Consider the following 24059-nt stretch of genomic DNA (forward strand, 5'->3'; position numbering starts at 1 on the left):
GGTCAAATTTTAGCCTGGGTGAAAAAACAAATAAAACTAGATAGTATTATAGTCTGTGATAGTGCTTTATATAGCCAAAATAATATCCAATTAATCTCAAATTGAAAATGGATAACTAGAGTCCCAATGACTTTAAAAAAAGCCAAAGAAGTAATTGAATTAGACCTTGAAGAAGTAACAATCCCCCCGGAAACAGATCCAGAAATTCAAGAAATAACCAGGATTATTCAAGAAAAAGGATATAAATGGTTGGAGCAAAATGTAACTTATGCTGGTGTCAAACAAAGGTGGTTAATTGTAGAAAGTGAATCCCGGAAAAAAAGTGATATCCAGAAGTTAAAATTGAAAACTGAACAAGAAAAAAAGACGGCATTAAAGCTAGTAAAAAAATTAGAAAAAACTGGATTTGATACAGTTACTCAGGCTCAAAATTACTTAAAATCCATTAACAAAAAATTGAAATTATGGAGTGTAGAATCCTTAGAAATTAGGGAAAAAATTTTGAATAAACAGTCTATAGTCTATGATCATCAAATAGAAATTCAACCAAAAGTCTCAGAGATAGAAAGAAGAACTTTAGTGACTGGCCGATTGATTTTAGCTACAAATATTGAGTCATATTCAGAAATACAAAGTCCAGAAATCATCTGGAACTATAAAAATCAACAAAGCTGTGAAAGGGGCTTTAGATTCCTCAAAGATCCACAATTCTTTGCAGATAGTTTTTTTGTGGAAAAACCCCAAAGAGTAGAAACAATACTTTTTGTTATGTCACTGTGTTTATGGGTATATAATCTTGGCCAAAGAGAGTTGAGAAATACTTTAAAAAGAACCAGTAATTTCCTCAAAAACCAGTTAGGAAAACTGACAAATACTCCGACATTAAGATGGAGATTTCAATGCTTTCAAGGAGTTCATTTGTTAACAATAAATCAACACCAAAAAGTAATTAACCTCACAGAGGAACGCTGTTTGATTTTACAGTTTTTACCCTCCGCTTGCCAAAGATATTATCAGTGATTTTGATGGTGTGTGATTGTGTAACGCACCGTCCGGAAAATGATAGTGCGATCGCGTAGCACTACCTGCTACAGGAAAATTGATTGATGCTCTTCAGGGGAGTGTACTTGCTCCTTTGTTTTCTGCTGCTAACAGAACTCCCTGGTTGAGCAGGAATACTCTAACATTCACTATATTTATGTTCTATACAATCAATTTGTTAGCTAAAATTATGATGATGATTCATGTATCTTTTTGTACTACGCTATGAAGTGCGGAATGTGGGTTATAAGTATTCTTTTGTACTATACTTGAAGTGCGGAATGTAGGATTAAAGGAAGCAGAGGTCATAGTTTCAAACTTTTTATCTATTTTGAAATTTTTCACGAATTAATCAAGTAGACTAGCCATAATTAAATTATTAAATATCATAAATTAGACAAAATCTGGTTATTAAAGATATTTTATAGGATGTAAGATTCAACCCTCACCTCATTTCCCCTAAACCCTGTTTACATAAAAGGATGCTCTATAAACCGAATTTAGGATTATATTCTGAATCAGCTTATCTGGCCATGAAAAAAAATTGATTGTAACTAATTATCTCAACTTGGTATCATAAATATGATTTAGATGAAAAACCCCGATTAAAAGAAAACTCGAAAATGACAAAAGAAACTATCGAAACATTAGTCAATTCTTATTTTACAAATATGGCAGCGATGAATGCCGAAGCATGGGTAGAAAACTTTGCTGAAGACGGTGTTATCTATGACCCTGTGGGTAAACCACCTAGCAATGTACAGTCAGATTATCAGAAATTCTTTGGGCTATTATCAATGATTTTTGCTCAACTAGAATTGACACCAAACAATATATTTATTGTAGATAATGGAGCAGCAGTTAAATGGACGATGCAAGGAGTGGGAAAAAATGGTAATCAGGGAGTTGCAGAGGGAATTAGTATATTTGAAATTAATGAAAATGGCAAAATTAAACAAGTATCTTCTTATTGGGATGATGCAGCAATGATGGCTCAAATCAAAGGTGAGTAAGAAGGTGTTAGGTTTTAGGTAGTTATTTAAGTGACAAGAAAAATTTTTGATTTTTCCCCTTCACAAATTTAGTGGTAAGTAGGTAAGTATAAATAAAGGGCATTGGTGAATGCGTAATGCTTTTGTCTCAAATATCTATGAAAAAAACTATAATTGTACCGTTCATAAATATTTAATGGCATTACCTAATCACCAACCCCAAATAAAGAGGTGTTGGTAAATTAGGATTTTCATCTTTATCTATTATGCCTTTTGTTTTTTACCTTCTTTCAAATACCAACCTGTCTTATCAAAAAATTTTTCTTCCTTAAAGGTGAAATGCTTGTTGAGCAGCTTTAATATTTTCTGGTGTTTCAGAAATGGGAACAGTTACAGAAATATTATCAACTAAACAAATCAAACAAGGTGTGGGGGAGGCCGCACGAATAGCTTGAATAGCCAACCCGTAGGCCAGTAAAGCATGATGGGAAGTTTGCCAGACTTCTTTATTGGTATTAACCAGAGTACCTGGAGCGTGGGAAAGGTCAGAATTGACGGCATAACCGAGATGCGTAAAACAAGTAATTTCATTGATAGTTATCCAGTTAGTGATGCGATCGCCCAACGGACTTACCACAGCAGTTACATAGTCTGCAAAATCTTTTGCCATTTCCCGACTACGCCAAGACCGATATAAGTCTTCCAAGGTTTGAGGACTATCCCAATGAAATAGAGTTGCGTGGGGAGTAATATTGTGTTGATGCAGACAGTCTACTAAACGGCGATAAAAATCTATCCCTGCTTCATTGACTGTACCCCGACCATCAGGAATAATGCGTGGCCAAGCAATACTAAAGCGATAATGTTTGACACCAAGTTGCGCCATTAGTTTAATAGAGTTGTCGCTAAATAAAGGAAAAAATCACTCTAACCTAGACAGAGCAATAATTCCCAGCATGTTTACATCCAATAGCTACAATCCTTACAGAACAAGGTTTTTGGGATTTTTTTTTAAGTTATAAAGCGACAAGTCTAATAGAGTTGTCGCTAAATAAGGGAAAAAAATCACTCTAACCTAGACAGAGCAATAATTCCCAGCATTTTTGCTATCCCATAGCTACAATTCTTACAGAACAAGGTTTTTGGGATTTTTTTAAGTTATAAAGCCACAAGTCTAATATCTGTTTCGTAACGATGATAGTGGTCGCAAGCTATTGCACCTGTATCGCCATGTAACACTTTTCCTGGAGTTTGGCTAAAGGTATCCCAGACGCTAGGTTTGCGACCTGCTTCTGTGGCGGCACCTTCTATTTGATAGGAAGCGGTAGCTACTCCCCACATAAAATCGTCTGGAAATTTATAACTATTCATATATTCAATTTTTTTCAAAGGAAACAGGAAACAGGGAATATACAGCGCTTTCTGTTGTTATGAGGTACACCCCGAAGCGGACAAGATGCCCGCACTACAATATTTTCATCATTTACCCTGTACCTCATTTGCCCGAAATATGCTGTAGAATCTAAATGATTTTTAGCTGATCACAAGGACATTATGTTTACTACTCCTTCATCTCCCCATCTCCCCATCTCCCCATCTCCCCATCTCCCCATCTCTCCCGCTCAAGAAAACCTCGATCAAAAATGAGGAACTGATTTTCTCAGTTCCCCATCCGTTATTTCCATTTGAATCTATAATTTGCAAAGTATTCCCAAAAAGTTGAATAAATCAATTATTTCTAAATTCCTAATTTTAGTTTGAATCCTTCTTCTCGTTTATCCCCTTCTAGGGTATTTTCTAGAGGATTTTCTGATTTAGGCAGATCTGAGTTTACAGGAATCGAGACTCCTGGTATCACTTCTACGTTTTGTTGTTGACGACGCAGTTCATAAGGTTTAATTCCATTTGTAGGAGAGCTACTAGATTTTGGGTCATCAGTATATGTGCTGTAATTATCTTTATTAATGGATCTGCCTTCTACTGTCTTCAGAGAGTCTCCAGAAAGAGTTGTTTCTCCAATTTGAGGATTATTTGATTGTGCTCTAGTAGTAGGAGTATAAGATAGCAAGATTGCACCAATACCTAAGATAGTAATGATTGTCTTCATTATCAATTTTCTTTTATTGTTGTGTAGGGTTTATATCCTTTATTGTACTATCTAATTATTGAAAATGCTAGGAAAACTTTTTCTAAATGTAGAAATAATACTTCAGTATAACTACTAAATTTATTTTAATTTTAATGTAAAAAAACAATCTAAGCACAAATGCTGATAGTTCTTTACAAATACTATTTTTCGTCAAAAAAAGTATATTTTTTTAGATAAATTAGTCACTTATTACTTTCTTCAGTAAAAACATTAAATTAAACTTAAAATATTCAACAAAAACAACTGTTGAAGTTGCAACTTTAGTGTGTACTATACCTAATGATTATTTCAGGAATCGGAGATACTAATTATAGTAAAGAGTTTAAATTTAAATCCAGATAAAAAAATATTTGTCAAGTTACTTCTGAACTTTACTGATAAATTTTTCAAACATAAACATAAATGTAAAAAAATAGTAGGTTTTAGAGAGGTATTTTCAACAATTCTTTATGGAAAAAAGTAGGAAAAGGTGTAAAATAGTATCTTAGCAATTAATCTATAAAATTATTAGAAAAATTGATATTAATTATACCAAATTTTTTCAGATTATTCGCTAGTAATATTTTTGACTCCTCATCCTCCTCTGCCCAACACAAAGGAAATAAAAACTTAAAAATCACTTAATAGCCTAATCTTTCTGAGAACAAAAGTTAACACGGTTTCTTGGGAAGAAATTATATCAGCTCGACCTTCCATTCCTGGTTGGATTAGATATTGACGACCGCTCCTAACTAAGTAAGGTTTTTCAGGTTCTATAGTCACTTCATAATAAGCTTCACGAAGTGCTTCTGAGGTGATAGCATCTGGAGAAATTGAATTGACAGTTCCTTTGAGAATACCATAGTCCGGAAAAGGATACGCTGAAATCCTCATTTGCACAGGTAGGCCGACTTTTACCCTAGCAATATCTGCTGCTGTTACTTTGCCTTTAAATACTAAAGGTGCATTACTAGGAACAATCTGAGCGATCGCTGCTCCTGACTTTACAGTTTGCCCAGGATTACGCAAAGATAGTTTAAAGATAGTACCATCTACAGGGACTCGAATTACACTATTATCAAGTTTAATATCTACTTTTTCTAGTTCTCTGGTACCTGCAGTCAAATCTTTAATTAATTTTGTCCGCTTCACAATTAGGTCTCGTCGATCCTTAGCAAATTGTTGCGCAACTGTAGGTAAAGATTGAGATAAATCTAAAATGGCTGATTCAACAGATGCATTATCTATTTTATTGTTTGCTGTTGTACTCGATCTAGATTTCTGAAAAGTCTGAGGTTTCGCGGTAGCTAAAATTTGAACTTCTACAGCAGAAATTTGTTGATTTATCTGTTCTAGTTCTACCTCACACTGTTTTATTTTTTCCTGTAGTTGATTTTTTTGGCGATTAAGTGCAGATTCATCTATGCGTGCGATGGTATCTCCCATCTCAACAGTTTGATTTTCACTTACTTCTACACTTTCAACTTTACCTTCTGTAAGTGCCTGAATAATTCTGACGTCTCCTGTTGGTCGAGCAATTGCTTCAGTTTTGACAGTGGGGTTATACTTTACTACACTCATTAGAGCAATAGCGACACCAAATGTTCCCACTAAAAACATTCCTCCTATTTTGCTCCAAGGACTTAGAGGAGGGAGAAATTCATCACTTTCTAGAGGTTGTAGTTCTACATAATCAGAATTATTTAACATAATTGATATTCACTTATTAAATTGAAGAAGGTGGTAGGTTTTAGGTGGTAGGTTTTAGGTGAAAAAGCTTACCGAAAAATTTGGGTAGTTACGCCTCCTCTTTTAAGAGGATAAAAAGCAGTCGATCTTCGGAGCTTCCCGTAGGGTGGGATGGCGCCATTCGGAGCGGGTCTGTAAGAACAGGTCTCTTCGCCATATCCATGAGACCAAGAGAAAAGAAAATTCCGTATTTTCGTAGCCTCCTGATTGCAGAGGTACTGAAGTCCGCAGTTCCTCCGGAGGAGGCGTGCCTGATAACTGAAATGACCGCACCACCTACATACCTAATACGCAAGGGAAGTCTAGGGATAATAGTTATTTTACTAATTTCTTACAAATTATTTAGAGAGTTGCTATATCAACTTAGAGTAATGAGCGGTAAGAGTGTTGTATACGAACCCTCTACAATATAATGTAGATAGTATTGTTTTTTGAATTTGGTATGACAAATTATTGATAACTGCTGTATTTAATTTATACTCTAATAATTTTTGCAGATTTGTTTCAACTTAATCCGGATAGAATGAAAACTTGAAGAAATTAGGATTAAAGTCAACAATTAACAATAATATCATGTCCGGTTGAACAGTTATAAATAAACGACGGAGTCCTCAGGAGTCAACCCACCCCTAACCCCTCCCAGGAGGGGAAGTCAGGAGTCAGGAGAAAAAAAGAGGGAAGAAGAAGGAAAAAAAGGAGAAAGTTTTTTCATCACTAATTATCCGGACATGATATAACCCGATCGTCGAAGTATACAAAACTCCGGACACTGCAGATTATTTTGGAATTATCAAGTACAATTCCTTCATAAATTCAAGAACTCAGCTAAAGATTACTACTATTTAATTCAGGACTTACGCATGAGGTACGAAGAACTAGGATTTGAGATGGCTTTCCGTTCCGGACTGCTGCGCAAACCCTGTGGATTGCTTCGGACGAAAATTAGGTTGCAGGTGCGTAAGTCCTATAATTAAAATTATTAACCATGAGGAAGTTAATTATGCAAGAACTTCAAAAAAAGCAACTTTTTACAAAACTTAATCCTAAAGAATCTACCTACATAAATGGTGGTTACAATGAAAATTATCAAAATCGCCGTAATTTTTTAGGTTTTCAACTTTGTCCTCGCAGTTATTATGGTGATAACCGCTATTATTCTGACTACCAACCTTATAATTCTAATTACTATAAAGGGAATATAAAAGGCTACTACTAAAGTATTTTTTGTGTTTATACTTCTATTGATTAAAGCACAATTAATTGTAACTTTATAGTAGCGATCTAGTAGTGAAGTACTATTATATAGTGCTGATTATTGTGCTACAAAAAAAAATTATCTCCAATACCTCCATTGCAATTTTAAATATATATAACCCTGATGGAATATCTTATACAAATTCCCATGCATTAATGCTATGCTTAGGTAGCACTTCAGTTATCAAGTAATTAACACAGGTTGAATAACTTTTTTGCTAATTAGTAGCTCAGTTAATGTTAATAATTATTATCTTTACTTCCCCTCCTAGGAGTGGTTAGGGATGGGTTCCCCTCCTGTACGGAAGTTGCATACAAGGTCTTGTAGGGGCAAACGGCCGTTTGCCCCTACTCTCCTACCCCCGGCTCAAGAAAATGTAGAAAAGTTTTTGATAAATGGTATTAGGTATCTCTAGAAAAGAGGAATTAGGAGTAAATAATTGATGTGTATAGTGCAATAATTGATTTTATTTTTGATTATTGGAAATGTCTATTTATGTACTTAAATATAGGGAGATAGAGAGATGGTGAATATGGGGGGGATTTTCACCTTTTTCCCCTATTCTATTTCTCGATCTCCTGACTTCTGTACGTCGCCCTACCGATGGCTCCCCTACCTGAGTCCTTTGCCAAAAATTCGTACCTTTACAAAGATACCAAATGGCCTCTATATAGCATTTTTAATATTTGCTTAGTAATTTTTGATTTGAAATTACTCAGATAAATAGTTATCCGGATATTACCAACTTATGAAGAATACTTAACTGTAATTCCTGCTATACATAGGAATTATTAAACATTACTAATGTAATTAAAGTTGAGGAAAATTTTCATGCAAGAAACAAAAAATAATCAACTCTTTACTGAAATTTCTTCAGAAGAGTCTGCCACTATTAATGGTGGTCATGGCTATTATGGTCGTCGGCATTACAGTTATGGGTATCGTAGTTATTACCGTAGTCGGCCTGTACGTTACTACTCTCGTCGTCGCTACTATAGGTCTGGGTATAACTGCTACTAATTTCAACTTATGAGTTGAATTCCAAAGCATTTTTAAAGTGCTTTTTAGCAACCTCTAAAGAATCGCTAATCAAAAAAAAATTCTCCGGATTCTGGAATTCACCAAGGAAAAATACATTAGAAATAGCAAGATAGTTAAATAAATATCGATAATTTTTAACCATCTTGTAAACACAATTAATCAAGAGGATAATCTTATGCAAGAAACTCAAAACACTGAATTATTTTCTGAGCTTTCTACCGAAGAATCTGCCACTATTAATGGTGGTCATCATTTCGATGGTTACGATTATGGTCGTTTTCGACGTTATTCTCGTCGCCCTGTGAGTTATCACTACCATAGTTATCGCTATAGTCGTCCTGTACGTTACAGCTATAGACGTTACGATTGCTACTAAAAATTGGCTATATAATTACAACTTTTTAAGTTGAATTTATAGTTGAATTAAATTTAGCACCTATAGTTTTATAGGTGCTTTTTTATAACAATTGAATTCTGAGTACTGGAATTTAGACTAAATAGTTGAACAGATTTTCAAAGAAAAGAGGTACAAAGTTTTATTGCTCTAGGGAACACCGGATCTGGGAACAGGCAACAGGAAATACAGGAATAAATAGTCTTATAACTGTACCTCACTATCTTTAAAAGTGCTGTAAGCTGCTTGGCAACTGCTATACCTACTTCCCCTCTTGATTGCGAATATCGCACATTTCATTTTCTCAAGCATCAACCAAAATTATCAGGTGTGTGGAGGGAAAATATCTACTATCGCAATAGTCATTTACCAAAATTATCAGGTGTGTGGAGGAAAAATATCTACTTCCTCTCTTTGTTGCGAATGTCGCAATAGTCATTTCATTTCGTTAAGCAACCAAAAATTATTAGGTGTGTGGAGAGAAAATATCTACTTCCCCTCTCTGTTGCGGATGTCGCAATAGTCATTTCATTTTATCAAGCACCATTGATCAGGTGTGTGAAGGAAAAATATCTACTTCCCTCTCTGTTGCGGATATCGCAATAGTCATTTCATTTTATCAAGCACCATTGATCAGGTGTGTGGAGGAAAAATATCTACTTCCCCTCTCTGTTGCGGATGTCGCAATAGTCATTTCATTTCGTTAAGCAACCAAAAATTATTAGGTGTGTGGAGGGGACATGATTTGACATACTCCCCGGCGTAAACGCACGGGGATTCTCCTGGAACCAGGATTCTTGGTTCAATGAGTCCACTTAAACTAAACACCTTACGGCATCTAGTCCAGAGATGGTTCTCTCCCCAAGCGTTCGCTCTATTTCAAGAGCCTGTTTCCGTATGCCCTACGGTACAGTTTAAACCTTAAAAAAAACTTTGGTTCTCTGGTACTTGTTGCTTAAAGCTTTTCCATACACAAGCATTCCTGTGCAAAACCCCCTAACTTTAGTTTTCAAGGTGCTAGTTTGCTACGATTAGTAGCTAGGTTTTTAGAGCGGTTAAATACCTTTGCCGCTTTCATAAGTATAACGTAAAGTTGCCCTAAAAGGGCAAGGCTTTAAACCCAATTTTTCGGTAATATCATTTCCGCTTGAATACTTATTCTTTGGTAGAAGGAAGACAGAAGGCAGAAGATTTTCTTCCCATTGTGATGTAATTTTATACACAAACGATGCTACCGGACATGATATAACAAACCCATACTGACACTTATGTTTTCAATCTAGGTTTGTTATATCTATTGAAGACGTTAAATTTGACAATAACGTTGTAAACCTGCTGTTTCCTGACTATATGCTTCCATATCAATTTTCACAGGTTCGACATTCCAAATTTCCTGACAATATTCATTAATAGTACGGTCAGCTGAAAATTTACCCATATTAATAGAGTTAATAATCGACATCCGAGTCCAATATTCGGGGTTACGATAAGCCTGATTAACTCTTTCCTGACAATCAATATAAGTCTGATAATCAGCAAACAACATATATTCATCTTTTCTTAGTAAAGATTCTACAATTGGATGGAATAAATGTGGTTTGCCAGGTGAGAAATAACCAGAAACAATACGGTCAATAACCTGCCGTAATTCTTGGTTATAAGTATAGTATTGCTCCGGATTATATCCTTGATATTTTAATGCTTTAGCCTCTTCAACATTCAATCCAAATAGGAAGAAATTTTCAGCACCAACAGCTTCGCGAATCTCAATATTTGCCCCATCAAGAGTACCAATAGTTAAAGCACCATTTAGGGAAAATTTCATATTGCCAGTACCAGAAGCTTCCTTTCCAGCAGTAGAAATTTGCTCAGAAAGGTCGGCAGCAGGATAAATTCGCTGACCGATAGATACAGAGAAATTAGGTATAAAAACTACCTTGAGGCGATCGCGTACATCTGGGTCATTATTTACTATTTCCCCTACAGCATTAATTAATTTAATGACTAATTTTGCCATATAATAACCTGGTGCAGCCTTCGCGCCAAAAATGAAAGTGCGGTGCAAAATATCTACATCTGGATTCTGTTTAATTCGATTATAAATGGTAATAATATGCAGCACATTCAACAGTTGACGCTTATATTCATGGAGTCGTTTTACCTGAATATCAAACAGAGAGTTAGGATTAACTACAATTCCTATTTTTTGCTGAATATAAGCAGCTAAATCTTGCTTATTTTCATGTTTAATCTGACTCCAATTATGACGAAATTCAGGGTCATCAATAAACCTCTCAAGCTGCTTAATTTCCTCTAAATTTTTAATCCAATTTTTGCCAATTTTATCCGTAATTAGTAATGCCAACTTCGGGTTACTAATTAATAACCAACGACGAGGAGTAATACCATTAGTTTTATTCGTAAATTTATCAGGCCAAAATTCGTAGAAATCTCTCAAAACATCTGTTTTCAACAGTTGAGTATGCAATGCTGCCACACCATTGATAGCATGAGCGCCAGTACAGGCTAAATGAGCCATCCGCACGCGTTTTTCAGGAAATTCTTCGATCAGAGACATCCGTGCCAACCGCCCATCATCTCCTGGATAACGTTTCTTAACTTTTTCTAGGAAACGGAAATTAATTTCATAGATAATTTCAAGATGTCGTGGTAGCAGAGTTGCGAACATACTGACTGGCCAACGTTCTAGAGCTTCTGATAGCAGTGTATGGTTAGTATAGCCAAAGGTATTTTGAGTAATACTCCAAGCTTTTTCCCACTCCATATCATGCTCGTCTACTAACAGGCGCATTAATTCAGCGACCCCTATAGAGGGGTGAGTATCATTGAGCTGAATGGCTGCTTTTTCGTGGAAGTTATCTAAATTGGGATTCCGTGACAAGTGAGTACGAATGATATCTTGCAGAGAACAACTGACGAAGAAATACTGTTGCTCTAAGCGCAACATTTTGCCTTGAAATATATTATCGTTGGGATAGAGAACTTTAGAAATATTTTCAGAGGAAGTTTTGTCTTCGACGGCGCGGTGATAGTCACCGGAATCAAAAACTTGCAGGTCAAATTCATTACTTGCTTTAGCACTCCAGAGGCGTAGAGTATTTACTGTGTTGGTATTGTACCCAGGCACAAGAGTATCGTAGGGCATTCCAATGACTGTACGTTCAGGTATCCACCTAACCCGATAGTTGCCTTGCTTATCTGGGTACGCCTCTGTGTAACCGCCGAATTTAATTTCTACTTGGTCTTCATGGCGAGGAATTTCCCAAGGGTTGCCCAGGCTTAACCATTTGTCTGGTTGTTCAACTTGATAGCCGTTTTGAATTTGTTGTTTGAAAATGCCAAATTCATAACGAATACCGTAGCCTACTGCCGGAATTTCTAGGGTGGCGAGGGAGTCTAGGAAACAAGCAGCTAGACGACCTAAACCACCATTACCTAAACCAGGTTCTGGTTCTTTTTCGATCAAGTCATCAAGTTTAAGACATGATTCTTCTAGAGCTTGACGCGCAACTTCCCAACAGCCTACATTGACTAGGTTTTTAGCTAGTTGGCGACCCATGAGAAATTCGGCTGAGAGATAGTATACTGTTTTGACGTTTTGATGGAAGTATGTTTTTGTGGTTTTGAGCCAACGGTGCAATAAGCGATCGCGCACTGTATATGCTAAAGCCATATAATAATTATAGGTAGTAGCAAATTCTATATCTTTCCCCTGTAAATAATATAAGTTATCGGCGATCGCTCGTTTGATGGTATCGAGGCTAGTGCCTGTACGATCGTCTTCTACTTGAATTTTGACTTTTTCTGTGTACGATGCACTCTGTTCTTGGTGTACTTCTTGCATAATTCTAGAATTTGGTAATCTGACGATTTATTGACAACATTCAAAGCAAATTTACAGGGCTTTTTAAGAATTAGTTCAGTCCCCATATTCTGGTGAAAAGCTCTATTTTTAGTTAACTTTTCATTTAGTATTTAGAATTACTTCAGCTTGTATCTGGTAGTTTTTTTCTGTTTTAATAATACACCCATTTGATTACTTTTCATAGAGATTAAGTTTTATCATTTTAATTTATTTCTATATCAAATCAAAAATATTTTAGTATAATGTAATAATTTTTTCAAAAAATTAATTGATTTTCTGATTTAATTTATTGACAAATTTTTAATTGTGGTAAATTTTAAAGAAAAAATAAAATATTAGATAAATTTCAAGATAATAGAGTATGTTATCGAGGTTTTAAATTAAAAAAAAGAAAACAGAGAATCAAAAATAGAATAACTGAATAGTTAATACCTTTAAATTAATATGATATTAAATGAACTAGACAGTAGCGCACATAATTAATATTAGATACAAAAATTGCTTCTAGTGGAACTTTTTTGTTACCTTTTAATTGATGAGTTTTAAAATAGTTTAGGAGTGAATTGCATTGATAGTATCACCGATTTAATATTAGAGAATAAAGGAGTACAATTTATTATTACTAGCCATCATCAATAATATCGGAACTAAAAATTGGAAAATAGTCACTCGTTAAGGTAACCTAGTATAGGTTAAAATGATTGTGTCTTCGTTTATCTAAAATATAAAAACCCCAACGTTGTACTTATGACTCAATCTTTTGCTACTACTACACAAGCTGCTTTTTTGCTCAATATCTCCACTGGTAGATTGCGGGAGCTACTGAATCAAGGTCGTGTTAGAGATGCTCGTAAAGTCGGAAGACTTTGGATGATTCCCCTTAACCATCGGGGAATGCCAGAAATTAAACCAGGTCGTCGTGGTCCCGAAGGTACTTGGAACAAGAATCGACGCTCCGGCAATACTTTTGTTCATGTTCTGCGAAAGACTATTGACTATAACCGAGATTATGAAACTTCTCATCCAGTAGTTGCTGTGAAAGTGGGAGATAAAAAGGATTATTGCCATGCCCTGAAAATTCACGGACCTTGCCAAATCGTCTATCAACCCCATAACCCGAATAAAAGTCAAGCCGGGGGAGCTCGTCTGTGGATAGAAGTAGAACCACAATATATAGTAGAGCGAGTATACTTCAGCGATGGAGATTATGGTCCGCCACCAGAGGTGACTGAGCAGAGGGCAAAACTTAAAAAGAAAAAGTTACAGAAGAAAAAGTTACAGAAGAAAAAGTCAAAAATTAAAGGAAAAAGAAAATAACAGAGTCAGTTAGACAAATAGTTAGCTAGGAAAAGAGAGTTTAATTTATGAGCAGTGGATGTCTTCTGTTCTGTTTTGTGCTGTCTCTAAATAAATAGAATTATCTTTTGCAAAAGCTTTAATTTCAGCTCATTTTTCTAGTGCTTTTGCCATTTGCTCGCCACGAGATTTTTGATTTGACTCTGGTTTCTTTTCTCAGAAAGTAACGTAGACTTCTTGGGGCGATCGCCTAACTCTGGAGCATCTTCTGTTCACTCTAAATGGTTTCCTATTAATACAGCGTTATAAGTGCGTAACATAACATTTTTTGATTATTTGTTATAACCAATTATAGACATATTTGGTGTTATAAAGGTGGAAAAATTTATCATTAGGATGTGCTTTAAACCACCAATCTTAACTGAAAAAAAATTGAATAACCTGAGATTTTTGCTATTTAATTAAGGAAAAAATCTACATTTAGAAAGGCATCGGATCATCAAGATCATCAATCACTGGTTTACCCGTCACTTTTTCTATTTTCTGAATCAAAGCTTCTTTTCTGTGAGCGAAAAAGCCATCAAAATCATCATTCCAAAGATGTAAAGGTTCAATATTATGAGAGCGTAAAATTTCCTCCATCTGGTTTTTACCCATTTTACCTTCTTTCATTATTACTTTGAGGTACTCACTAGGAGACTTACCGCCTATTTTACGATTTGTTTCGGCTGATAATGGCGTTTTATTCACTACGCTGTTATATTCATTAGGATATAAATTTTTCTTTTTACACCAAGCTTGAGGAAAGATATGGTGCATCTCTATCTTCTCATCGAAATACTTTTTTGAATTAATAGGGTAGTCTGTTAAAAAATCTCTACAATCGTCTTGCATTAACAAAGCACACAAACCCTTAAAATGTGGACTATTTTTGCCTTTTAATTTCAACAGTTTGCTCTTATAAAAACTAGAATTTCCTGCTCTTCCTGGCATTTTATTTTCTTTACCTAAAATCCATTCTGATACTTTAAGTTCCGCTAACAATACCTTTTCAAATGTTATTCCAGAACCATAGTTTCCACTAAAAACACCACACCAAAACCACTTAGCTATTTTATTTTTAGTTCCTGCAGTTTTCCACTTGGTAATGCCGATTTTTATGAAAGCTACAGCCATAGACATTATTTGTGTTATATAAGGAACTTCGTATTCAGTAAAAATTTTTTCCCCATGTAAAAACTTTTCTATCTCTTTCAATGAGTCCTGAATTTCATTAGACCATTTTTTGTAATCCTCCAGTTTCAAGTCCAGAATATCAATATCTCGACATTTAGGGTTATTTTGACTGTCAGTAGCTAGTAAAGTCACTGCGGTCAAAAAAGCACTTTCATCAATTTTACTAAAAACGTGCTTTGGTTTACCACCATTAGTTAATTTTTCTTGACGCTTTTTCCAATCTTCTCGTAGTGGAAAATTGTCAGTCGCAAATTGTGCAGTTAATAAATCAAATGTCTTGAGTTTCTCATTACTTTGATTAACTCTCAAAAATATCTGAGATATAGCTGGTTTAGGTGTTTTTTTAGGTAGTTCAATATATGGTATTACAAACTTTCCAAAAGAGTCAGCAATTACTTTGTCATAAAATTCTTTATACAATTTGATTTTGTCTGGATTCTTTTCCCAATACTTGCAATATCCTTGTTGCCAATCGAATGAGTCGAAAATTTTTGTCAGAGGATATAATCCATATTCATATTGTTTTTCTGGATCCAAAGCATCAAGATACTTCTTTTGTCTATCTTCTGTAATTCCTACTATTGCATCATCTCTTCTATAGTCTGACTTTAGTGCATCTTCTATTTGTAAGTAGTACCGAACCTTAATAGATTTCTTCCTATGTCCAGTTGTAGTTGATACTGGCTGGTTTGACATCAAAGCTTGATACAGAGCTGTTAAACGTTGCTGACCATCAAGAATAAGTTTTTCTGGTTCAACTTCTTTCACAACCTTTACTCCCTCTATTAAGCGAGCTTTAAACTTAACATCAGGACTACCAGTTTCCAGCAGCAAAATCGATCCAATTGGATAGGACAATGAAACACTGCCTAATAATCGGCGTATAGTTTCATCATCCCACTTCCAATCTCTCTGAAAATCTGGTAATTGTATATTCCCGTTTTTAATATCTTCAAGGCAGTCTTTCAAATTAAACTTATCAGAATTGACCATACTTTTGTAATCCTTTTGTATTTATATAGACAATAAATTAATTAAGGTGAGCAAACTGCCCACCTTAATATTTTTTAGATTCTACTACTTACTACTTCCCAACACCAACTGGCATTCCCAAAATATCCTCAATCTTTGGCATCTCCTCCAACGGTATCACCCGACCTTCATCCTCAAAACCAGCAATTTGATCGAAATTCAAATACCGATACAAATCACCCGCAAACGGATCGACTTTCTCTTTCATAATCTCCAAATACTCATCCACACTAGGTATCCGACCCAACAGCGCACACACCGCAGCCAACTCAGCAGAACCCAAATAAACACGAGCGCCTTTACCCATGCGATTATTAAAATTCCTGGTCGAGGTCGAGAAAACTGTCACCCCATTTTCAACCCGTGCCTGATTTCCCATACACAAAGAACATCCAGGCATTTCCGTCCGCGCACCAGCAGCAGCAAACACCCCATACATTCCTTCCTCACGCAACTGTTTCTCATCCATACGAGTTGGCGGACATATCCACAATACACCTTTGACTCGTCCTGCTCCTTCTAAGACTTTGGCAGCAGCGCGATAGTGACCGATATTTGTCATGCAGGAACCAATAAACACTTCATCAATTTTATCCCCTGCACATTCCGACATCAATTTAATATTATCCGGATCGTTAGGTGCTGCCACAATAGGTTCCTTGATTTCGTTCAAGTCTACTTCAATAATTTCCGCATATTCTGCATCCGCATCCCCTGACATCAACTCTGGATTTGCCAACCATTGCTCCATCTTAGCAACCCGACGCATAATTGTCCGCGCATCTGGATAACCCCGCGCCACCATATTCTTTAACAAAGCAATATTAGAACGCAAATACTCAGAAATTGTCTCCGTACCCAACTTAATTGTCGAACCAGCACAGGAACGTTCTGCACTTGCATCTGTCAATTCAAACGCCTGCTCAACCTTCAAATCTGGTAAACCTTCCATTTCCAAGATGCGCCCCGAAAACACATTTTTCTTATTCTCCAACGCTACAGTTAACAACCCTTTTTGAATCGCAACATAAGGAATAGCGTTCACAATATCCCGCAATGTTACGCCTGGTTGTAACTTACCTTTAAAGCGAACCAAAACAGATTCTGGCATATCCAACGGCATCAAACCCAAAGCTGCTGCAAACGCTACCAAACCAGAACCCGCAGGAAACGAAATTCCCAAAGGAAAACGGGTGTGAGAATCACCGCCAGTTCCCACAGTATCCGGTAACAACATCCGGTTTAACCAAGAGTGAATAATTCCATCTCCCGGACGCAACGCTACCCCACCACGAGCAGAAAAGAAATCAGGTAAGTCTTTATGAGTCTTAATATCTACTGGTTTGGGATAAGCAGCAGTGTGACAAAAACTCTGCATTACTAAGTCGGCACTGAAACCAAGACAAGCGAGTTCTTTCATTTCATCCCTGGTCATAGGTCCGGTGGTATCCTGAGAACCCACTGTTGTCATCAATGGTTCACAAGCTGTTCCCGGACGAACTCCTGGTAAACCGCAAGCTTTACCTACCATTTTCTGTGCCAAGCTGAAACCTTTACCTGTATCTGTTGGCATTTGGGGACGAGTAAATACAGTGCTAGTTTCTAATCCTAAAGCGTTACGAGTTTTGTCGGTGAGGGTACGCCCAATTAATAAAGGAATTCGCCCCCCTGCTTGTACTTCGTTGAGCATGGTTTCTGGTTTCAAGCTAAAGGTGGAAATTATTTCTCCTGCTTCATTGGTAATTTCACCTTTATAGGGATGAATAGTTATTACCATTCCCGTTTCCATTTTGGTAACATCACATTCGATGGGTAATCCCCCAGAATCTTCGGCAGTGTTGAAGAAAATAGGAGCAATTTTTCCTCCTAAAATATAACCACCAGAACGTTTATTGGGAATAAAAGGAATATCTTCTCCAATGTGCCACAACATGGAGTTACAGGCAGATTTCCTGGATGAACCCGTACCGACAACATCCCCAACGTAGGCAACTGGATAACCTTTTTGTTTTAATTCCGCAATAGTTTGCAAACCTTCTGGCATTTTTGATTCCAGCATCGCTAATGCGTGGAGTGGAATGTCGGGGCGAGTAGTGGCATGGGGAGCAGGTGACAGGTCGTCAGTGTTGGTTTCCCCAGGAACTTTGAAGACAGTGACTGTTATTGTTTCTGGGAGTTGGGGGCGAGTGGTAAACCATTCTGCTGCTGCCCAGGAGTCTACTACTTGTTTGGCGTAGGGGTTCGTTTCTGCTAATTCTATAACATCGTTAAAGGCGTCATAGACTAGCAGAATTTTGCTTAAAGCTTGAGCTGCTATATTTGCCAGTTCGGGATTTTCGGATTTGAGGATGTCAATGAGGGATTGAACGTTGTATCCACCTACCATTGTGCCTAATAATTCGACTGCGTAGGTGGGAGTTATTAGAGGACTGGTAATTTCTCCTTTGGCAATACCTGTGAGAAATCCTGCTTTGACATAAGCTGCTTCATCTACTCCTGGTGGTACGCGATCGCGCAGTAATGCCATTAACTTTTCTTCTGTTCCTACAGGTGGACTTTTCAAAAGTTCACATAATTCTGATGTTTGTTCAGCATCTAGTGGCAGTGGTGGAATTCCTAAATCTGCCCGTTGTTTAACGTGATTTTCATAGTTGTCTAACATTGTTCGGGTGTCCTCCAGGTTTACATCGTCAATTCTATAATTTTAGATATTTTTTTCAGGGATATATCTGATCCAATATCCCACCAATATAGAATGGTAACCTAACTAAAAAAACAGTAGGTTTCAATACTTCATTATTGCTTTTCCAGTTGTCTTTTTTACAGAAACTATTGTCTATAAAATTATGATTGCTACGCTCCAGAGATTCTAATTGTAGAAGACCTTGCTTAGAATCCTTACAATTAGTAGGACTTAAATCTGAGGGCGAACATTAAACCATTACCTAAAATCTATTTATCTTCTTCATCAAAACTTTATATAAATAGTTTATCTAGACTATATTTGTGTGCTATGGCTAATTTTTGATTGCTACCAACATGAAATTATTTGTGTGAGCAATTGCCTTTTTTGTGGCAGCGATCGCTTATATAACTAATCTTGACATATTATTTACCTACTTTAATTTTCATAAATCTTTAGAAAAAATATTAAAAAAAATTTACAAATTACTTTAAGATTTAATTATTGAGATTAAAATAAGTTTATGTTGCAATATTGATAATCTATCACAAGATGATTATCAGGTTTGATCGGGGTGTGATAATTTTTTCAGGTGCTATTTGATTTGAGAATGTAATAAATGTCACTTTTATGATTAGGGATCGCTAATTATTTCAGATCGGTAGTGTAACATAATCAGCAAAAAAATCAGAAAAGACAATCAAAATAAAATTAAAATAAATCAATAAAAATACAACTTTAAAAATACAACTTTATAAATAAATTAAAAAGTTAAAATATAGGTTTTAAGTAAGCTATGAAAAAAAGAAAAAATGAAGAATTGTGGAAGAATATTGCGGAAGTAATGCCAGTAGCAATAGTAATTAGCCGTGCAGTTGATTGTGTGATACTTTTCAATAACAAACTCTTTGAATTTACCTTTGGACTTCCTGGTCAAAAATTAATCGGTCGTCCCAAATCAGGTTTTTACTGTAATCCTCAAGAATGTGAATTGTTGTTCGCAAATCTGCATCAAGGAGGTGTAGTGCGAGACCGCGAAGTGTACTTAAAAAAAGCAGATGGCACACCATTTTGGGCTAAGACATCAATGCATTCCATCAAGTTTAATGGGGAAACTGCAATACTGTCAATATTTTTGGACATCTCAGAACGCAAATTTGCCCAACAGTCACTAAAAAGACAAGCTTTAACTTTTGAGAATATCTATGATGGGGTAATTCTTACGGATATTCATGGTCATATTATTGATTGGAACCCAGCAGCAACTAGAATGTTTGGCTATAGCAAAACTGAAGTTTTGGGTAAGACTTCAGGCATTTTACACAAACCGCAAGAAGCTTCTGTATTAACTCAGGAAATTCTCAAGAAGATGAAGGAAGATGGTCGCTGGGCAGGAGAAATAAACTTTATTCGCAAAGACGGTAGTGAAGGCGTATGCGAAACTACAGTTGTACCGATGTTAGATAAATCTCATCAGATAGTTGCAACTATAGGAGTTAACCGAGATATTACAGAGCAAAAGCAAGGGCAAGTAAATGAAGACCTACTCTTAGATTGCCTCAAATCTCGCGAACGTCAACAAGCAGCAGTAGCATGGTTAGGGCAAAAAGCTATAGCAACATCAGATTATCATACACTGCTTGATACAGCTGCCACCATAGTTGCCAAAACTTTGAATGTAAAATTTAGCCAAATTCTAGAGTTGTTACCTGGAAATAATGCTCTGCTCCTCCGTGCTGGAGTAGGTTGGAAAAAAGGATTGGTTGGTAAAGCTACAATTACTGCTGCCAGAGAAAAGTCTCAAGCTGGTTATACTCTTTTTGTTGACAAACCAGTTACGATCAAAGATTTTCCTGTGGAAACTAGCTTTTCAGGTTCTCCTCTCCTACATAACCATCACATCGTTAGTGGTGCTACTCTGATCATACCTAACTTGAAAATTACAGCATATCAAACAACCGATCCCGAACTTACTCATAAAGCTTGGGGTGTTTTGGGGGTTCATAGTTGTGAACATCGAGAATTTACCCAGGATGAAATATACTTTCTCGAAGCGATCGCTAATATTATCGCAACTGCCATTGAGCGTCATGCTAATCAGGAATACTTGGAACTGATGAAGCGGGCTCTTGATAGTAGTAACAATGGTATTGTGATCACTGATGCTACTCAGCCAGATAATCCCATTATTTATGTTAATCCTAGTTTCAAGCGCATTACAGGTTATAAAACTGAAGAACTAATTGGCAAAAATTGCCGATTTTTGCAGGGAAAATCAACAAATCAGCCAGCAATTTCTAAGTTAAGAAATGCCATTTTACATGGTCAAGAATGTCATGTTATTTTGCAAAATGTACGGAAAGATGGCACAGATTTTTGGAATGAACTATTCGTTGCACCAGTTTACAACTCTCAAAAGCATTTAACACATTTTATTGGTATTCAAACAGATGTTACGGAAAGATTCCGTTGGGAAGCAGAATTATTTATTAAGTCCCAAGCTTTAGAAGAATTTAGTTCTAGCCTCAAGCAACTACATAGAATTGCTACTTATAATTATTCTAATATAGAAGAACTTTTTGCTGATTATCTCCAAGCTGGTTGTGAAATTTTCGGCACGGATACTGGCGTTATTGGTGAAGTAAAGGAGGAATTATATATTATCAGAGCTGTAAAATCAAAGCAGGATTATTTTGTACCAGGAAGAAAATTTAATTTATGTGATACTTTCTGTAATAGAGTAGTTAAAGAAAAAAGAACAATCTGTATTGATGAGTTAGAACCCTCGGAAGCAAAAAGTATGCCCATAAAAGTATATATTTGTACTCCAATATTTGTAAATCATCAAATCTATGGTACTTTATGTTTCTTATCTTCCCAAGCAAGAATTAAAGAATTTGAATACTACGAAGAAGAAATTATTGAATTAATGGCTCAAGGAATTGGCAAATTTATTACAGCTCATCAAATAGAGTTGGAACGTCAGCAAGCTGAAGCGTTACTCCGAGAAAGCGAAAAACGTTACCGTCGTTTAGTAGAATCTTCACCAGAAGCTATATCAGTAATTTGGATGGAAAAAATTGTCTATATCAATACTGCTGGCGCTCAGTTACTTGGTGCAAAATCTCCAAAAGAAATTATTGGTCAATCGATCTGGAAATTTATTCACCCAGACTACATAGAATTAGAGAAGCAGAGACTGCAAAAAGTTCAGCACCAAAGACAACAAACACATTTAGAAGAAGAAAAGTTAATCACCCTGGATAGAGAAATTATAGATGTCGAAATAACTGGAATACCCTATACTTATTATGACAAGGCAGCAGTGCAGATAATGATTAGAGATATCACTCAACGCAAACAAGCACAGCAAAAACTGCTCCATGACGCCCTTCATGATGCACTGACAGGTTTACCAAACCGTACCTTATTATTTGATAGATTAGAACAAGCGCTGCGTCGGTCTAGACAACATTTAGATTATGAGTTTGTTGTTCTTTTTCTAGATTTGGATCGGTTTAAAGTAATTAACGACACATTAGGACATTATATAGGAGATCAACTATTAATAGCGATCGCCAAGATACTCCAGAGTTGTATTAAAGCATCAGATACTCTGGCAAGATTAGGAGGAGACGAATTCACAATATTATTAGAGTATCCACCGGACATTAGCTATGCTGCTAGAGTAGCTCGTAAAATTAATCAAAAACTTGCCAAACCAATTTATATAGAAGGACATGAAATTTTTACTACAGCTAGTATTGGTATTGTTCACAGTCGCGGAAATTTTGCTAATCATAATCATACCGATAAAAATTATCCCCCTATTTGTCCTGTCTACAACAATCCAGAAGACTTACTACGAGATGCAGATATTGCTATGTATAGGGCTAAAGCTTCTGGTAAAGCCAGACATGAAGTATTTGATTTGATCATGCACGACGAAGCTATATCCTTGCTGGAGCTAGAAAATGACCTCCGACGAGCTGTAGAAATGATTAAACAAGATCCAGCTAATTCTCAATTTATCTTAAATTACCAGCCAATTATCTGTTTATCTACAGGTAAAATTACAGGTTTTGAAGCTTTGATACGTTGGCATCATCCAACTAAAGGCTTGATTTCTCCAGGACAGTTTATTCCTCTGGCAGAAGAAACTGGTTTAATTGTTCCTCTAGGAATGTGGGTATTACGAGCTGCTTGTCATCAATTAACTATTTGGCAGCAAGAGTCCTTTGGACATAAATATCAAGAAAACAATTGTCAGTTTATAGTTAATAGCACTCAAGAAATATCCTCAACATCTAACTGTTTATCTCAAGTTAACAATGGCAATGGCAAATGTCATACTAATTGTCCTGCGTTTAATTCTACTTGTGAATTTCCTAACTACAATTTGACCATGAGTGTTAATCTTTCTAGTCACCAAATTTCACAACCAAATTTAGTAGAAGAAATTGACGAAATTTTGCAAGCAACAGACTGTAAACCTAATTATTTAAAACTTGAAATTACTGAAACAGTGATTATGAAAAATGTTATTTTAGCAACCACAGTATTGAATCAATTGAAAAATCGAAATATTAAATTATCAATTGATGACTTTGGTACAGGTTATTCATCATTAAGTTATCTACACCAATTCCCAATTAATAGTTTGAAAATTGATCGCTCTTTTGTTAGCTCATTAGACTTGAATGTTACTGGTCAATCGTTAAAAATTGTTAGTGCTATTACTGCACTAGCTCATAATTTAGGCTTAGACATCGTTGCAGAAGGAATAGAAACTCAAGAGCAAATGCAACAACTAAAGCGACTTAAATGTGAAAAAGGACAAGGATATTTATTTTCAAAACCAGTGGATAGTTACCAAGCAACTAAACTACTTCGTAATTTTAACTATCATCAAATATTGCAATAGATATTTTCAGGAAAGAGGGAACAGGGAACAGAGAACAGGGAACCCACCCCTCGCCCCTCCCCCTCCCAGGAGGGGAATAATTGATAATTTATGGATAAGAATTGATTTGATTTTTGATTTTTACCAGATGTCTAATAGACATCTTTAGCAAAGGAGTCAGGAGGGAAGAAAAAACAGAAGAAAGAGACAGTTTTTTGTTTGCTGGTACACAACTACGTTAACGCAGAGCGCGGAACAGAATTCTATCGCTAATTATCCGGATATGATATTACCACAAGCACTATATCTAGTAGAGCCTAACGGCCTTCACTCCCTACAGATGGCGTATAATTTGAGATTTTGCATAATCTCATGTCCGGTAGCATCGTTTGTGTATAAAATTAAGGTGACACTCTTGAGAAA

General features: G+C 36.0%; 14 protein-coding genes. 7 read left to right on the forward strand and 7 right to left on the reverse strand.

Translation table 11 applies throughout. The features are described 5' to 3' along the window. The first annotated feature begins 111 nt into the window (after positions 1–111). Together F6K27_RS14930 and F6K27_RS14935 are read left to right on the forward strand one after the other, a co-directional pair. Complete coding sequence (locus F6K27_RS14930; RefSeq protein WP_287277011.1) at positions 112–1020, forward strand: IS1634 family transposase; 909 nt, start codon at positions 112–114, stop codon at positions 1018–1020. Between the two features lie 644 nt (positions 1021–1664). Continuing rightward, complete coding sequence (locus tag F6K27_RS14935) at positions 1665–2054, forward strand: nuclear transport factor 2 family protein (protein ID WP_124145581.1); 390 nt, start codon at positions 1665–1667, stop codon at positions 2052–2054. A gap of 307 nt (positions 2055–2361) precedes the next feature. On the opposite strand, the gene F6K27_RS14940 is transcribed toward F6K27_RS14935, so the two are convergent. The 4 genes from F6K27_RS14940 to F6K27_RS14955 all read right to left on the reverse strand — a co-directional run bounded on the left by F6K27_RS14940 (position 2362) and on the right by F6K27_RS14955 (position 5871). Continuing rightward, positions 2362–2928: a glycoside hydrolase family 1 protein gene (locus F6K27_RS14940; RefSeq protein ID WP_287277013.1), complete on the reverse strand. Its 567-nt coding sequence runs from the start codon at positions 2926–2928 to the stop codon at positions 2362–2364. A 263-nt stretch (positions 2929–3191) separates the two neighbouring features. Beyond that, positions 3192–3404 carry a family 1 glycosylhydrolase gene (locus F6K27_RS14945; RefSeq protein WP_287276976.1) on the reverse strand — a complete coding sequence of 71 codons (213 nt, stop codon included), beginning with the start codon at positions 3402–3404 and terminating at the stop codon, positions 3192–3194. A 367-nt stretch (positions 3405–3771) separates the two neighbouring features. Next, complete coding sequence (locus tag F6K27_RS14950; protein ID WP_124145578.1) at positions 3772–4140, reverse strand: hypothetical protein; 369 nt, start codon at positions 4138–4140, stop codon at positions 3772–3774. Positions 4141–4791: 651 nt separating this feature from the next. Further along, positions 4792–5871, reverse strand: a complete 1080-nt coding sequence (locus F6K27_RS14955; protein ID WP_287276979.1) for an HlyD family secretion protein — start codon at positions 5869–5871, stop codon at positions 4792–4794. Positions 5872–6910: 1039 nt separating this feature from the next. Here F6K27_RS14955 and F6K27_RS14960 point away from each other — a divergent pair. From F6K27_RS14960 to F6K27_RS14970, 3 genes are all read left to right on the forward strand, one after another. Continuing rightward, positions 6911–7126: a hypothetical protein gene (locus F6K27_RS14960; protein ID WP_124154676.1), complete on the forward strand. Its 216-nt coding sequence runs from the start codon at positions 6911–6913 to the stop codon at positions 7124–7126. 870 nt (positions 7127–7996) lie between these two features. Next, positions 7997–8185, forward strand: coding sequence for a hypothetical protein (locus tag F6K27_RS14965; protein ID WP_287276981.1), 189 nt, complete (start codon positions 7997–7999; stop codon positions 8183–8185). 196 nt (positions 8186–8381) lie between these two features. Beyond that, positions 8382–8582 carry a hypothetical protein gene (locus tag F6K27_RS14970; RefSeq protein WP_287276983.1) on the forward strand — a complete coding sequence of 67 codons (201 nt, stop codon included), beginning with the start codon at positions 8382–8384 and terminating at the stop codon, positions 8580–8582. Between the two features lie 1324 nt (positions 8583–9906). Here the strand turns inward: F6K27_RS14970 and F6K27_RS14975 are convergent. Further along, on the reverse strand, positions 9907–12465 hold the full coding sequence (locus tag F6K27_RS14975; protein WP_287276985.1) for a glycogen/starch/alpha-glucan phosphorylase: 2559 nt from the start codon (positions 12463–12465) through the stop codon (positions 9907–9909). A gap of 768 nt (positions 12466–13233) precedes the next feature. On the opposite strand from F6K27_RS14975, the gene F6K27_RS14980 reads away from it, so the two are divergent. Beyond that, a complete protein-coding gene (locus F6K27_RS14980; protein WP_287276987.1) occupies positions 13234–13803 on the forward strand; it encodes a helix-turn-helix domain-containing protein in 570 nt (189 codons plus the stop codon). Between the two features lie 459 nt (positions 13804–14262). Here F6K27_RS14980 and F6K27_RS14985 read toward each other — a convergent pair whose 3' ends face one another. After that, positions 14263–16011: a DUF262 domain-containing protein gene (locus F6K27_RS14985; protein ID WP_287276989.1), complete on the reverse strand. Its 1749-nt coding sequence runs from the start codon at positions 16009–16011 to the stop codon at positions 14263–14265. Between the two features lie 91 nt (positions 16012–16102). After that, the gene (gene acnB, locus F6K27_RS14990; protein WP_287276990.1) at positions 16103–18712 is read right to left on the reverse strand and encodes a bifunctional aconitate hydratase 2/2-methylisocitrate dehydratase; all 2610 of its coding nucleotides are present in this window, start codon (positions 18710–18712) and stop codon (positions 16103–16105) included. A gap of 817 nt (positions 18713–19529) precedes the next feature. Between acnB and F6K27_RS14995 the strand changes: the two genes are divergently transcribed. Further along, the gene (locus F6K27_RS14995; RefSeq protein ID WP_287276992.1) at positions 19530–23657 is read left to right on the forward strand and encodes a PAS domain S-box protein; all 4128 of its coding nucleotides are present in this window, start codon (positions 19530–19532) and stop codon (positions 23655–23657) included. Positions 23658–24059 lie beyond the last annotated feature (402 nt).

The organism is Okeania sp. SIO2F5 (genome assembly GCF_010692685.1).
GTDB lineage: Bacteria > Cyanobacteriota > Cyanobacteriia > Cyanobacteriales > Microcoleaceae > Okeania > Okeania hirsuta.